Origin of the sequence: Sediminibacillus sp. JSM 1682029 (genome assembly GCF_041366435.1) — a bacterium.
Taxonomy (GTDB): domain Bacteria; phylum Bacillota; class Bacilli; order Bacillales; family Amphibacillaceae; genus Sediminibacillus; species Sediminibacillus terrae.
On the sequence record NZ_JBEWYY010000001.1, the window covers coordinates 232,056 to 244,699 of the forward strand.

General features: G+C 43.2%; 16 protein-coding genes. 7 read left to right on the top strand and 9 right to left on the bottom strand.

Features of this window, described 5'->3' with window-relative positions; translation table 11 throughout:
* Positions 1–56: 56 nt before the first annotated feature.
* The gene (locus tag ABVF09_RS01140; RefSeq protein WP_026570518.1) at positions 57–902 is read left to right on the top strand and encodes a mechanosensitive ion channel family protein; all 846 of its coding nucleotides are present in this window, start codon (positions 57–59) and stop codon (positions 900–902) included.
* Between the two features lie 60 nt (positions 903–962).
* Here ABVF09_RS01140 and ABVF09_RS01145 read toward each other — a convergent pair whose 3' ends face one another.
* The 4 genes from ABVF09_RS01145 to cbpB form a co-directional block, all read right to left on the bottom strand.
* Positions 963–1,205: a YkuS family protein gene (locus ABVF09_RS01145; RefSeq protein WP_371068434.1), complete on the bottom strand. Its 243-nt coding sequence runs from the start codon at positions 1,203–1,205 to the stop codon at positions 963–965.
* A 198-nt stretch (positions 1,206–1,403) separates the two neighbouring features.
* The gene (locus ABVF09_RS01150; protein WP_026771419.1) at positions 1,404–2,519 is read right to left on the bottom strand and encodes an N-acetyldiaminopimelate deacetylase; all 1,116 of its coding nucleotides are present in this window, start codon (positions 2,517–2,519) and stop codon (positions 1,404–1,406) included.
* Between the two features lie 158 nt (positions 2,520–2,677).
* The gene (gene dapD, locus ABVF09_RS01155; RefSeq protein ID WP_026570521.1) at positions 2,678–3,397 is read right to left on the bottom strand and encodes a 2,3,4,5-tetrahydropyridine-2,6-dicarboxylate N-acetyltransferase; all 720 of its coding nucleotides are present in this window, start codon (positions 3,395–3,397) and stop codon (positions 2,678–2,680) included.
* 187 nt (positions 3,398–3,584) lie between these two features.
* A complete protein-coding gene (cbpB, locus tag ABVF09_RS01160; RefSeq protein ID WP_371068435.1) occupies positions 3,585–4,061 on the bottom strand; it encodes a cyclic-di-AMP-binding protein CbpB in 477 nt (158 codons plus the stop codon).
* A gap of 260 nt (positions 4,062–4,321) precedes the next feature.
* Between cbpB and trhA the strand changes: the two genes are divergently transcribed.
* On the top strand, positions 4,322–4,960 hold the full coding sequence (trhA, locus tag ABVF09_RS01165) for a PAQR family membrane homeostasis protein TrhA (RefSeq protein WP_026570522.1): 639 nt from the start codon (positions 4,322–4,324) through the stop codon (positions 4,958–4,960).
* A gap of 318 nt (positions 4,961–5,278) precedes the next feature.
* On the opposite strand, the gene fadH is transcribed toward trhA, so the two are convergent.
* The gene (gene fadH, locus ABVF09_RS01170; protein WP_026771421.1) at positions 5,279–6,046 is read right to left on the bottom strand and encodes a 2,4-dienoyl-CoA reductase; all 768 of its coding nucleotides are present in this window, start codon (positions 6,044–6,046) and stop codon (positions 5,279–5,281) included.
* Positions 6,047–6,190: 144 nt separating this feature from the next.
* On the opposite strand from fadH, the gene ABVF09_RS01175 reads away from it, so the two are divergent.
* The 4 genes from ABVF09_RS01175 (at position 6,191) to ABVF09_RS01190 (ending at position 8,894) form a co-directional block, all read left to right on the top strand.
* Complete coding sequence (locus tag ABVF09_RS01175) at positions 6,191–7,042, top strand: metallophosphoesterase (RefSeq protein ID WP_371068436.1); 852 nt, start codon at positions 6,191–6,193, stop codon at positions 7,040–7,042.
* Between the two features lie 110 nt (positions 7,043–7,152).
* Complete coding sequence (locus ABVF09_RS01180) at positions 7,153–7,725, top strand: SCO family protein (protein WP_026570526.1); 573 nt, start codon at positions 7,153–7,155, stop codon at positions 7,723–7,725.
* 87 nt (positions 7,726–7,812) lie between these two features.
* A complete protein-coding gene (locus tag ABVF09_RS01185) occupies positions 7,813–8,286 on the top strand; it encodes a YkyB family protein (protein ID WP_153462457.1) in 474 nt (157 codons plus the stop codon).
* Positions 8,287–8,681: 395 nt separating this feature from the next.
* Positions 8,682–8,894 carry a hypothetical protein gene (locus ABVF09_RS01190; RefSeq protein WP_371068437.1) on the top strand — a complete coding sequence of 71 codons (213 nt, stop codon included), beginning with the start codon at positions 8,682–8,684 and terminating at the stop codon, positions 8,892–8,894.
* A gap of 265 nt (positions 8,895–9,159) precedes the next feature.
* On the opposite strand, the gene ABVF09_RS01195 is transcribed toward ABVF09_RS01190, so the two are convergent.
* The 3 genes from ABVF09_RS01195 to ABVF09_RS01205 form a co-directional block, all read right to left on the bottom strand.
* On the bottom strand, positions 9,160–9,543 hold the full coding sequence (locus ABVF09_RS01195; RefSeq protein ID WP_371068438.1) for a hypothetical protein: 384 nt from the start codon (positions 9,541–9,543) through the stop codon (positions 9,160–9,162).
* 61 nt (positions 9,544–9,604) lie between these two features.
* Entirely contained in the window at positions 9,605–10,480 is an 876-nt protein-coding gene (locus ABVF09_RS01200; protein ID WP_337189822.1) for a patatin-like phospholipase family protein, read from the bottom strand.
* Positions 10,481–10,826: 346 nt separating this feature from the next.
* Entirely contained in the window at positions 10,827–10,964 is a 138-nt protein-coding gene (locus ABVF09_RS01205) for an FbpB family small basic protein (RefSeq protein WP_268744588.1), read from the bottom strand.
* A gap of 108 nt (positions 10,965–11,072) precedes the next feature.
* Between ABVF09_RS01205 and ABVF09_RS01210 the strand changes: the two genes are divergently transcribed.
* Entirely contained in the window at positions 11,073–12,230 is a 1,158-nt protein-coding gene (locus ABVF09_RS01210; protein WP_026570530.1) for an aminotransferase A, read from the top strand.
* A gap of 233 nt (positions 12,231–12,463) precedes the next feature.
* Here ABVF09_RS01210 and ABVF09_RS01215 read toward each other — a convergent pair whose 3' ends face one another.
* A complete protein-coding gene (locus tag ABVF09_RS01215; protein WP_081704527.1) occupies positions 12,464–12,634 on the bottom strand; it encodes an aspartyl-phosphate phosphatase Spo0E family protein in 171 nt (56 codons plus the stop codon).
* Between the last annotated feature and the right edge of the window lie 10 nt (positions 12,635–12,644).

A 12,644-nucleotide genomic window follows, 5' to 3' on the forward strand; every position in this document is an offset into this window, starting at 1 on the left:
GTTGCAAACAGTCTTTTTTTCTTTTAACCTAACAATACATAGAAAGGAGACTTAGTATGGACATATTTCAAGAAGGCTTGTCACTGGATTTCGGGGCACTCCTCGAACTGGTAATCGGCTATGGATTACAAATCATTCTATTGATCATCGGGTTCACAGTTGCCGCACCGCTCGGAAAAAAAATCATTGCTAAAACTCTTTCCGGGGCAGGAAGAAGGGAAAAAATTTCTGAAGGCCGGATGAGAACATTGGAAAAGCTGCTGATCAATGTTTACTCGTATGTGCTTATCTTTTTATTCATCGTTATGCTGTTCGGTATTTTCGAAATCCCGATCGGCCCGTTGCTTGCAGGAGCTGGTGTCCTGGGTCTTGCCATCGGGTTCGGAGCGCAAGGTCTAGTCAGCGATGTCGTAACAGGTTTTTTTCTTTTGCTGGAAAAACAGGTGGAAGTGGATGAGTATGTAACCCTAGGAGGATTCGATGGAATCATCGAAGAAATCGGGCTAAGGACAACCAAAATCCGCAGCTTCGATGGGACGTTGAATTTTGTTCCGAACAGGGAAATCACCAGTGTCAGCAACCATTCTCGCGGTACCATGCGGGCGCTGGTGGATATCGGAATCAGCTACGAAGACAGCATTGATGAAGCAATGACAGTCCTCCAACGCATTTGCGACGACTTCCGCGAAAACGATGAACGTTTCGCAGAAGGCCCTGACGTGTTGGGAGTGCAAAGTATCGGCTCCTCTGATATCGTTCTGCGGGTCCTCGGCCAAACGGAAAACATGCTGCAATGGGAAGTAGAGCGGGATTTAAGGAAACGGATCAAAGAAGAATTCGATGCAGCTGGCATCGACATTCCATATCCCCACCAAGTCAATGTTGATAAACAATCTAAATAAGAAATAGAGAAGAGGCCGGCTTCATTTTACCAGGAGCCGGCCTCTTCTCTATCGGTCTCGTTACTGAAAACGACTATCAACCTGCTGGCAAACTTCATCAGCAGTCATCCCGTTGGCATTGATGACAGGAGATTGAGTACTTGCCGTCGTCATTCCCATAACATTTTTGTCCTGGCCGGAAATGACACAGCAATCACAATTTTGCACATCTGATTCTTGTCTCAATTCAACCAATTCATAACCCCGCTCCTGTAATGCTCCCTTTACATCCGAAAGTGTACCTTCTATTCCTATTCGCGGCATCCAAATACCTCCTAGTTAGAATAATCCTTAATAGACTACCCTGAAAAACAAAGAGTATACGAAGAAATAGCCGGAATCTGCCAGCAGCGTCAGCTGAAAATGTTTCGAAAAATCGTAATTCCGTCTAAAACAGTCCTTAGCGAAAAGGAAAAATTCCAGGACCATACTATAGAAGAAGAACGAATAAAGCTTTCACCTTCACAAATTTCTTATCGTCTTTTCCACAACAAGTACACCAGTCGACAGAGCATCTTCCACAGGGCTTAATTTGCTGTGATGCAATCCATAAGGGGAATCGACCCCCAACCAAAACATGAATCCAGGAATCTCCTTCAACATATATCCAAAATCTTCACCTGTCATAGCAGCTTTCGCTTCTTTCCACGATAGTTTTTCTTGTGAAACAATTCGTTTGAATCGCTCAATATATTCCGTTGTATTGTAGACTTGGTGGTAATTGGACCCATAATCAATGTTTATTTTGCAATCGAAACTTATTTCATGACCTTTAGCGAGCTGTTCTATATGCTGTTTCACAAGGCCGATTGCTGCAGGATCAAGAGTCCTGATCGTCCCTTCAAGGCGGGCATTTTCTGCAATCACATTTTGGACAAAGCCTCCAGTGATTTTTCCGATCGTCACCACGGCACTTTGCAACGGATCAATCCGCCTGGCCACAATTTGCTGCAACTGGGTGACAAAGCTACTGGCGGCAGCCACCATATCATGAGTCAAATGGGGATAGGCGGCATGGCCGCCTTTACCCTTAAAGTCGATAAACAATTCGCTCGTATTGGCAAAGAGTAAACCACCTCTGGAAGAAACCGTGCCGGCAGGGAGCTCAGGGGCTACATGAAGAGCAAATAGAACATCCGGTCTCCAATCATCCAACAAAGCTGTCTGCAGCATCGGCAAAGCACCACCGGGGCCCTCCTCCGCCGGCTGGAATATAAACAACACATCGTCCTCTATCGGTTTTTCCGCCAAACGTTGTAATGCTCCCAATGCGATGGTCATATGAAAATCATGTCCACAAGCATGCATATTCCCTTGGTGCTTTGACGAAAACGGATAGTCTGTTTCTTCTGTTATTGGCAATCCATCAATATCTGCACGATAGCCAATCAACCGTGCAGCTTTGTTTCCCGATACTTTCACCAATAAGCCAGTTCTCCATGGTTTAATGGTAAGGTGCTTTTGCGGAAAAGAGGCAATTACTTCCTGCAAGTATCGCTGGGTCTTATATTCCTGGAATCCTAATTCCGGTATTTGATGCAAATCCCTTCTTATATTCACTAATTCTTGCTGATTCAATGGTCAATCCTCCCCTACTAGATACTTCCAATATGCTCTTACATGCTTTTTATAATCAACGGGTCAGCAAAATTCTCAGACCGTGAGATCCATTCATCCCTAATTGCAAAAAGCAGGAGAAAAATCTCCTGCTTTTTGCTGTCAAAGTGATTTGATCATCACTGATCCAATTTTCTTAGTTCTGCTTTTATTTCTGTTTTAGACTTCGTTTGGTCATCTATTTCCTTCAGAACCTTTGCAGGAGTGCCAGCAACAAGAGTGTTGGCTGGTACATCTTTCGTTACAATTGCTCCAGCAGCAACAACTGCCCCTTCTCCCACGGTTACTCCTTCAAGAATAACGGCATTTGCTCCGACAACTACGCCGTCCTCAATCACCACAGGTTTGGCCGAAGGCGGCTCGATTACTCCGGCAAGTACTGCGCCGGCGCCTATATGACAATTTTTACCGACAGTGGCTCTTCCTCCAAGTGTTACATTCATATCAATCATAGTGCCTTCACCGACAACCGATCCGATATTTATCATAGCTCCCATCATAATGACACAGCCGTCCCCGATTTCGACTTGGTCTCGTATAACCGCACCCGGCTCAATTCGAGCATTGACTTCTTTTAAATCCAGTAATGGGATAGCCGAGTTTCTGCGATCATTTTCGACCACATAATCTTCTATTTGTTCTTTGTATGTATCCAGTACAGTTGCTATGTCTTTCCATTCACCAAACAGAACGCCTGTCTTTTCATCGACAAAGTCCTGAATAAGCTCACCAAAGTCAATTGTATTCAATTGACTGCCTTTTAGATATACTTTGACTGGTGTCGATTTTTTGCTATTAGAAATGAAAGAAATTATTTCATTTGCATCCATCATTTTCATTTACTGTCCCTCCATTTTTATCATACTCTGCTTTACACTTTATCAAATTTTCAAATAAGGGTACAAGAATTTTATTCTGTTTGCCGTGCTTCCTGTACACTTTTTCCATTTTTGCAGGATAATATGCAGCAATCTTTGCATACAAAAGGGCCCTTGACGGAGCAAGAACCCTAACCGACGATTATTTTCAATTTTTCCCGTTAACCATCTCTGTGACCGGGGGATGCTTGCTTGCGTGAAGATTTTTGTTCAACTGCTTTAAAATCGATCTTCTTGTCACAATACCGTCGAAATAACCCTGCGAATCAGCGACACAAATGAAAGGATGATTGATCACCGCTTTTAATGCTTTTAAAAAATCATCTTCTTTGGTTAGGCACGGGATATCCGTATTCATCGCTTCACGGACTGTGGTAACTGATAATTTCTCCATTTCAAACCGTTCCAGTCCGAGGATGTCATTTAAAATGATTGTTTTGCCGATTGTTCCCTGCAATTTGAAAGAAGCATCAAGCACAGGCACTGCCGAATAACCAGATTTCACCAGTACCAGCAGAGCATGCTCTAAGGGGTTACCCATTTGAACATGTGCTACTTTCTCGGCAGGGATCATTAAATCTTCCACTACCATTTCTGTCATTTCTTTGCTTTGTGTACTGTTCATTTGTTGACACTCCTTTTTAGCAGTTGAAGGAGTTTCACGCTTCGTATCCAAGATAATTTTACCACAATCGAGTCTTGAAAACCATTCCATCATCCTGATTGCCCACGAGGAATTACCGACTAAAATCGACAACTGCCACCTACTATTTACACTTCACTTCTCCGGTTGAAACGCTATTCTTTATAATATCCGGCAATAAGTGTATAATAAAGGGACATTAACGAAGCTGGGGACAATTCCCCTGTGGAAGGACGATCAATTTGGCTCAAACCCATACTTTTTCAAAAAACGAGGAGATCGCCAACGCAATAACACACGCAGTCGGCGCCGTATTCAGCATCGCTGCTCTGGTAACTCTGATTGTTTATGCAACGCAGTACGGAACAGTCTGGCATGTGGTAAGTTTCACTCTCTTTGGCACAACGATGGTTTTACTATATTTTTCTTCGACTTTTGTCCATGCTTTACCCAAAGGACGGGGAAAAGATGTTTTTGAAATTCTCGACCATGCCTCCATTTATTTCTTTATCGCCGGATCCTATACCCCTTTCTTATTTGTGGCAGTAAAAGGCTGGCTAGGTTGGACCTTGTTCGGCATCGTCTGGGGGATAGCGATCGCCGGTACGATTTTTAAATGTTTTTTTGTCAAACGTTTTTTGTTCGTTTCTACTATCGGTTATATTGTCGTCGGCTGGCAAATTGTTTTCGCTTGGAAAACGCTTGTAGAGAACCTTCATTTTAACGGACTGCTTCTGCTTGTAGTCGGCGGTATCCTGTACACAATCGGATCTGTTTTTTACATGTGGAGAGGATTTAAATTCCACCATGCAATCTGGCATTTATTTGTTTTGGCGGGAACCGCCCTTCACTTTTTTTCAGTCATTTTTTATTTAGTTTGACAAGCTACCGATACAAACGCATATTCTGACAAAAGAAAAACCGGACGGATTCGATTTCCTGAGCAATCGAATCCGTCCGGTTTTTCTTTTTGAAATTATACGGAGCTGGAATCGTATGGGCAAATGAATCAAGCTTTTCCAAATAGCGTTCATCCTTCCTCCACACCTGCCCCGAACCCTCATCAGCCAAAGAATGAACGGAATTATTCCCTGTCTGCTTTTTGCTGAAACACCAGGGTAACAAAAGAGTTCTATTCCTGCACTTTATTGAGTTTCTGTAATGGAAAGTGATTTATCCTTATATTGTGAAAGGATTAATTAAAAAGGATGTTTATTCAACCACTGCCCTCCATCCATGGTCACTACTTCTCCATTGATATAGGCAGCATGTTTCGAACAAAGGAAATATGCCAGCTCTGCAATTTCTTCCGGTTTCCCCAGCCTGTGAAGCGGAACAGACTCCAGTGTTTTTTGCGTTGCACTCTCAGATTCGAACAGTTTCTCAGCTCCTCCTGTCCGCTCAATTGGACCGGGGGCAATCGCATTCACCCTGATACCGTGTTTGCTCCCCCATTCGACCGCCAGTGTCCGGGTCATCGAAAGCACCCCGGCTTTTGCAGCCGCCGAATGGATGACCCCAGCCCCTGCGTTCCATGCGTAGGTCGCCACCATGTTGATAATACTCCCTTTTTGCTTCTTTTCGATCCAGTATTTACCGATTTCCCGGCTGCAATAAAAAGTTCCATTCAGAACAATATCCACTACTGCTTTCCAGCCGTTGACGGACAGTTTTTCAGCTGCACATACAAAGTTTCCGGCAGCATTATTGATTAAATGATCCACCCCTCCAAAAGTTGAAATCGTATTATCCAACAAAGCTGTCACCTCGTCGGGTTCTCTGACATCCATCACTGTATAGGCGGATTTGCCTTGTCCGGCATTTTCCAATTCCTTCACTGTATCGTGCAAAGTTTTTTCCGTTCTTCCTGTAATCATTACGTTCGCTCCACCTTCGACCATTCGTTTGGCCATATGCTTCCCCATCCCGCTGGAGCCTCCTGTGATGATGACTGTCTCATTTTCCATTCCTATCCCCCCTCCCTTAAACATTTCCATAGAACCTATGAAAACCCTTCCACATCACTTCATTTTTTTTATGTCCATGCAAAATTTCCATTCCATGCTATAATGCTACTAGATTAATCTAGCATAAGAAGGGTTTGGACATAGATGAACCGCAGATCATTCCTTAAAAAAATGGCAGCTTCTGTCCTTGCATTGTTCGGTGTGGGAGGAGGAACCTACTATTATGCCAGAGAGATAGAACCTGGCATGCTCAAACTTCATAAAGAAACACTCACTTCTGATAAAATCCCTAAATCTTTCGATGGGTTAAAAATACTGCAGTTTTCTGATACACATGTCGGTTTTCATTATTCACTAGAGCAATTAGACCAGCTATCAGCGGAAATCAACAGTCATGACCCGGATATTGTCTTGTTCACAGGAGACTTAGTAGATGAACCGGATAAGTTTGAATGGGATCAGAGGATAAAGAATGTCTTGAAAAACATCCATGGGCCGGAGGGAAAGTTTTGGATTTACGGCAACCATGATCACGGGGGGTATGGGACAGAAATAGTAAGAGAAGCCATGGATTCCGGCGGCTTCAAGCTTTTACAAAACAATCATGCGATCTTGACGAAAGGCGATGACTCCATCACCCTGGCAGGGGTGGACGATGTGATGCTCGGTCGTCCTGACTTGAGTAAGGCTTTGGAAGGGACCGATCCAGATGCTTTTACGATGGTGATGATTCATGAACCGGACTATGCGGACAAAGCAAAACAATATCCGATAGATGTACAGTTTTCCGGGCACAGTCACGGGGGGCAAGTGCAAATTCCATTGGTCGGGCATATTTACACACCCGCCTACGCGGAGAAATATGTTGAAGGGAATTACCGGATTGGAGATCGCTTGCAGTTGTATGTTAGCAGAGGGATAGGGACCACCAGGCTTCCCTACCGTTTTTTATGTGCTCCTGAAATCACTCTTTTTCAACTACAATCGAAACAGTAGCACGACGCTAAAAAAGATACTTCACAGAACGGACATAGTATTTTTTAACCAGCCATGCTAAAATGATGGACAAACAGATCAAGGATTCACGGAGGTTTTTGGAGATGAGCATGAAAAGGATGACAATGGCCGCAGGGATTTTTTCTCTGCTATTCTTGGCTGCCTGCGGACCAAAATATGAAGGGGACTTTTCCTATGAAGTCGAACCTTTTTCCTATAAAAACCAAGATGGCGATACAGTTTCCAAAGAGGATTTGGACGGTCAGTTTTGGGTGGCTGATATGATATTCACTAACTGTGAAACAGTTTGTCCTCCAATGACAGCTAACATGGCTCGTCTCCAGGATAAATTAAAAGAGGAAAACCTGGATGTACGTCTTGTTTCTTTCAGTATCGATCCAGAACACGATTCTCCTGAAAAGTTGAAACAGTATAGCAAAGAACGCGGAGGCGAATTCGACAATTGGGACTTGCTTACGGGATATGAATTTTCCGAAATAAAAGAGTTCTCGATTAATTCATTCAAAGCATTAGTCGAAGAATTGGATGATTCCGATCAATATTTACACGCAACAAGCTTTTACTTGGTTTCTCCGGAAGGAAATGCCATCAAAGCTTATGATGGCACTAAAGCAGCGCAAATGGACAAAATAGTAGAAGACATTAAAAAAATGAGCAACTAAGGGACTTTCCATCAGGCCGGGGTTTTCTCCCTGGCCCGGATATTATTTCCCATTTACCTCTAACTCGTTGAAAAGGAGGACAGTTATATGAATAACAAAACGAACAGTCTGAATGATATTGCCAAAGCGCTGTTCATTGTGAATCGCCATGCAAAGACTGCCCCGAATCCCCGGCAGTTGTACGATATGAAAAAGCAGGCAATCAACAAATTGCTTGAGGAAAAACACGCCGAAAAAATCGGCTTGCATTTCTCTGACCGACCGAAGTTAAGTCGGCAACACTCCACACTGCTGGTCAAAGTAAGCGACTTTTACTTTCATGTCCCGCCTGCCAAACAAGATTTCCAAGAAGTGAAACATCTTGGCGCGACTGACAAAGATTTTCGCAATCCGAAGCCGCAAATGAGCCTGACGCAGGCGAAAAAAATACTCTCCTCTTATTTGGGATGGTCTTTTCCTGATAAAAAGGAAACCGATCGTAAACAACCTTCTTCTTATTATACTCCCTCTTCACTCGGCCAGTGGGAAAGACGGCCGCGAAGAAAACAAAAAAAGCACTGACCAACCAAGACTTCAACTGATTGATGGGCACATAGCATAAAAAACCGAAGGAATTCGAATGTTTTAGACTTCGAGTTCCTTCGGTTTTTGCCTTTTTAGAGTGAAATGGTGCGTAGTAAAGGAAATAAGCCAAGACCTTTTAAAAAAACAGGCGTCCGAGACTCTGCGGCGGCTTTGCGAGAAGGCTCGGACGTTCGTTCGCGGAAAGCGAGTTTATTTCCTCTGCGGCTTGAGAATAATAGCCTTTTTGATGGAAGGAGCCTTTCGAGAAGGAGTTAGTGGCTTTAAAAATCACACCATACATTGGACAGAGAACCATTTGTTTTACCTGAGAGCGATTTATTGGTTTAGTTCGGTTTCCATTCGGAAATGGTTTTGTAAAAGGAGGTTTTCGTATGCTGGAGTTACAGGATTTTCTCTATGAGCTGAATAAATATATGGATCAATCTTCCACTCTTAAAGACGCTTTTAACAGACTGACAGAAACAGAGAAGCAGTTAGTTTTATCACAATCTCCGACCCATACTTCACCGGTGGAATTGGCAGAAAATGCGATTAAATGGCACACCGCCATGCAGAAGGAGATGGGCGTCACAGGGGAAGAATAACAGACGCCGTGATTCTTCCATCTCCTATAAAAACAAAGCCGAGCACATCCAATGTCATGCAATCTTAGAAAAACTCGGCCCTTCTCTTTTTGACGACATCATAGCAGGCTGAGTCATACAATACCTCAATAATATCAAACAGACTGCAAACGGAAAATAAACAACACGGCTACCATATATCCTCTATAGTATGAAAAGGGGTATAAATCCATAAAAAATTCCTTTCTTCGCCATGTTGCAGAAAGGAATTTTTTACCGTTTTCCATTACGATCCGGCTTGTTTATTAAAATGTTTAACCATCGTTTTGATGACTTTCAGCACGCATAAACAAGCTCCGAACAACACAAAACCGAGCAAAAGATAGGATAGCTGGCCGCCTCGACCTTGGACCCCTTCCCCAGTTGTCCGAATAAGGAGCAGCAAGGAAGACAGCAACAATATTCCGCCGATCAGATAGGCTATTAAATCATCCCATTTCAGCAAAACCATAAACCTTACCAACGGCCTGATCAGCCAAAAACAAATCAAAATAGTGACGAAACCCAATATAACATACAAATAATCATCTGAAATTCCTAAAGTATGCAGTTGATTTTTATTCACGATGGAAGTAAAACCGAATTCAGATTTATCAATCCAAGTGTTCATAGGCTCACCTCTTCATTCCCTTTGATTTCAGCCTATCCACCTGCATCAGACTTTATACTTCTCAGGACATGAGAGGCTCTTCCACAGGACTGGCAAAGCGAATAACCGCCTCTTCTTGCTGTTTCCCTTCCTGATAACCTTGCTGATAAAGTGCATCCAATTTGGACTTGTTTCGTTCGATTCTGCCTACTTCCAATGGCTGTTTCGGCCGAATAATATATACTTGGTCATTTCTTTCCATCTCTTCCAGCCGCTTCACCATCTCATTGTACCGTTTATATCGATTTTGCATGGCTGTGACAAGCGCAGGATGTTCTTTAAATGACCGTTTCAACAACCAGGAAAATTTCATTGGTTTTTTCACATAGCCCTGATTTCGGGTGAGCACCACTACATGCTTACGGTTTCCCGCATCGATTGATGGCTGCAAGGGAATGGGATCAACGATTCCTCCATCCATTAAATTCCTGCCTTGTACGGAGATGCTAGGTGCGACAAAGGGAAGGGAACTGGAAGCACGGATGATAGTAAGTAATTCTTCATTCGAGTGAAAAGTATCATGGTATACTGGTTCCCCCGTGTCGATATCAGTGGTGCTAACCACAAAACGGATATTGCTGTTAAAAAAAGAGGCGAAGTCAAAAGGAACAAGCTGATTCGGCAGAACATCAAAAATAAAATCCATTCCGAACAGCTCTTTCCTCGTAACAGCTCTTTTTAGTGAGATATACTCTGGATGGCTTCCATATTCGACCAATACTTTATAATTCCGCCCGCGTTGCCCCGCTACATAGGAAGTAGCATTACAAGCCCCAGCTGAAGCGCCTGCAACAAAAGGGAAAACAATCCCGCTGTCATGAAAAGCATCTAACACCCCAGCTGTATAGGCACCTCTCATGCCGCCTCCTTCCAGTACCAAACCGACTTCCTGCATCATATAGACACATCCTTTGACAAATTTGCTTAATTGGAAATTACTAGGTTCAAAATAGGAATATTATATCGAATTTATGCATTTCAAGCAAATATTAAAAACGGGGAATGCGGGGAAAAGAAAATCCGCTGGAAAAACCGTCCAATTTAAGCGAAAATAGTTGTTCCATCACGATCCTATCCAGCTAACAACAAAAAAAGCAAAGGAAAAACCGAACGGGCACGGAGGGCTGGCATCGGTGCACGTTCGGTTTTCCTGGCTTATTCCTTTGTCCTTGACAATGTCGGTTCCTTGGCCTTTCTGGTTTTAGATTACTCTGTATTATGGTATCATCAGTTTACCAGTCAGGTTATTTGGTTCTTTTTATTTGTTTTGCATCGAGTTTCTTTTCCATTTTTGCCATTTCTTGAGGGTTTTTTAACAACTCCTCTTTATTTCTCTTCACCAGTTCGGTGAAAGCGGAAGGACGATTTCGCAAAACGATCACCCCTTATATACTTGATTGATTCTCTCTCTATCTCATTATACTAAAATAATACCTTGCATTTATCATAATTGTGTGAACAATTAGAGAACTTTTCAGGAGGTCGGAAATGTGGAACATCTTCTAAATGACCAAGTAAAATCCTTGCAAATATCAGGAATCAGAAAGTTTTTCAACATGGTAAGTGATAAGCAGGACATCGTCTCCCTGACAATCGGGCAGCCTGATTTCCCTACTCCTGATCATGTGAAAAACGCCGGCATACAAGCGATCGATCAAAATCAGACAACTTACACACATAACGCCGGTTTGCTCCCTTTGCGTCAGGCAATCACCGACTTCGCAAAAGATAATTACCAGTTATCCTACAATCCGAGCAATGAAGTCATCGTCACAGTCGGGGCTTCCCAAGCAATCGATATTACCTTGAGGACGATTATCGAAACAGGGGATGAAGTGATCCTCCCCTCCCCTGTTTATCCAGGGTACGAACCCTTAATCCGCCTGGCGGGCGGAACGCCTGTCCACGTCGATACTCGCCCAAACTTTTTTAAACTGACGAAAGATTTGATTGAAACGCACATCACGAATAAAACAAAATGTATCATCCTCCCGTATCCCTCCAATCCGACGGGAATGAGTCTTAACAGGCAAGAACTTCAGGAGATTGCCGATTTGTTGGCTGACAAAGACATTTTTATTCTGGCAGATGAGATTTACAGTGAACTCGTATATGAGCATGAACATATCTCACTCGGTACATTTTCTCAAGTCAGGGAGAAAACCATCATAATCAACGGCGTGTCAAAATCCCACTCTATGACTGGATGGCGCATCGGCTACTTGCTGTGTCCCGCATGGCTATGTCAACATATACTGAAAGTTCATCAATATAACGTATCCTGTGCCACCTCCATCAGTCAGCATGCTGCAATAGCAGCATTGAAAAACGGTCGACAAGACCCTATTGAAATGAGACATCAGTATAGAAAAAGACGTGATTATGTATATGAACGACTGGTGAATATGGGGTTGAACGTCATCAAACCTGACGGGGCTTTTTATTTCTTCATCGGTATAGAACTAGATGGAATTTCCTCATATGAGTTAGCGTCAAGATTAGTTGAGGAAGCAGGGCTGGCTCTTGTTCCAGGCGATGCTTTTTCAGAAGGGGGACAAGGGTTTCTGCGTCTTTCTTATGCCTATGATTTGCACACATTAGAAGAAGGACTGAACAGACTGGAGAAGTTTTTGGAGCGAAACATGTAAAAAAGCCGGGTGCTTGGTGCTTGCTAAAGTTGAACACTATGCATTCCTTGTATGAGGTTCTTCGTCACACAAGGAATGCATCAGCATGATTACTATCTTCTGTCAAAACAGAAGACTTCCTACTTGCCGATTGTCATCCCCTCCTTTTCCTTTGGCGGCATCCGCAACGCCAATTCGCTCCCTTTCCCTCTCGGCAGGTTCCGTTTTACATTTAGCTGAGGTACTTTGCTTTTCTACGATCTATGCTTGTTTTTTTTACTCTTTTCATAGGTGTTTAATAAGTGGTCCAATTCCTGGCTTAATGAAATGGATTCATTGCTTGTGAAGCCTTTGCGGAGGGCGACGCTGGTCATCTTGTTGCGTAAGTATTCGATTTTTTCCAAAAGCGACTGAGAATTATCCATCTTCGGCCTG

Bases quoted from the DNA above. Each gene is read 5' to 3' on its own strand.
- ABVF09_RS01145 (WP_371068434.1), bottom strand. From the start codon at position 1,205: ATGCCGCGAATAGGAATAGAAGGTACACTTTCGGATGTAAAGGGAGCA.
- ABVF09_RS01200 (WP_337189822.1), bottom strand. From the start codon at position 10,480: ATGATGCAGGAAGTCGGTTTGGTACTGGAAGGAGGCGGCATGAGAGGT.
- ABVF09_RS01185 (WP_153462457.1), top strand. From the start codon at position 7,813: ATGAATAACAAAACGAACAGTCTGAATGATATTGCCAAAGCGCTGTTC.
- ABVF09_RS01175 (WP_371068436.1), top strand. From the start codon at position 6,191: ATGAACCGCAGATCATTCCTTAAAAAAATGGCAGCTTCTGTCCTTGCA.
- ABVF09_RS01180 (WP_026570526.1), top strand. From the start codon at position 7,153: ATGAAAAGGATGACAATGGCCGCAGGGATTTTTTCTCTGCTATTCTTG.
- ABVF09_RS01140 (WP_026570518.1), top strand. From the start codon at position 57: ATGGACATATTTCAAGAAGGCTTGTCACTGGATTTCGGGGCACTCCTC.
- dapD (WP_026570521.1), bottom strand. From the start codon at position 3,397: ATGAAAATGATGGATGCAAATGAAATAATTTCTTTCATTTCTAATAGC.
- ABVF09_RS01190 (WP_371068437.1), top strand. From the start codon at position 8,682: ATGCTGGAGTTACAGGATTTTCTCTATGAGCTGAATAAATATATGGAT.
- ABVF09_RS01195 (WP_371068438.1), bottom strand. From the start codon at position 9,543: ATGAACACTTGGATTGATAAATCTGAATTCGGTTTTACTTCCATCGTG.
- fadH (WP_026771421.1), bottom strand. From the start codon at position 6,046: ATGGAAAATGAGACAGTCATCATCACAGGAGGCTCCAGCGGGATGGGG.
- cbpB (WP_371068435.1), bottom strand. From the start codon at position 4,061: ATGAACAGTACACAAAGCAAAGAAATGACAGAAATGGTAGTGGAAGAT.
- ABVF09_RS01215 (WP_081704527.1), bottom strand. From the start codon at position 12,634: ATGGATAATTCTCAGTCGCTTTTGGAAAAAATCGAATACTTACGCAAC.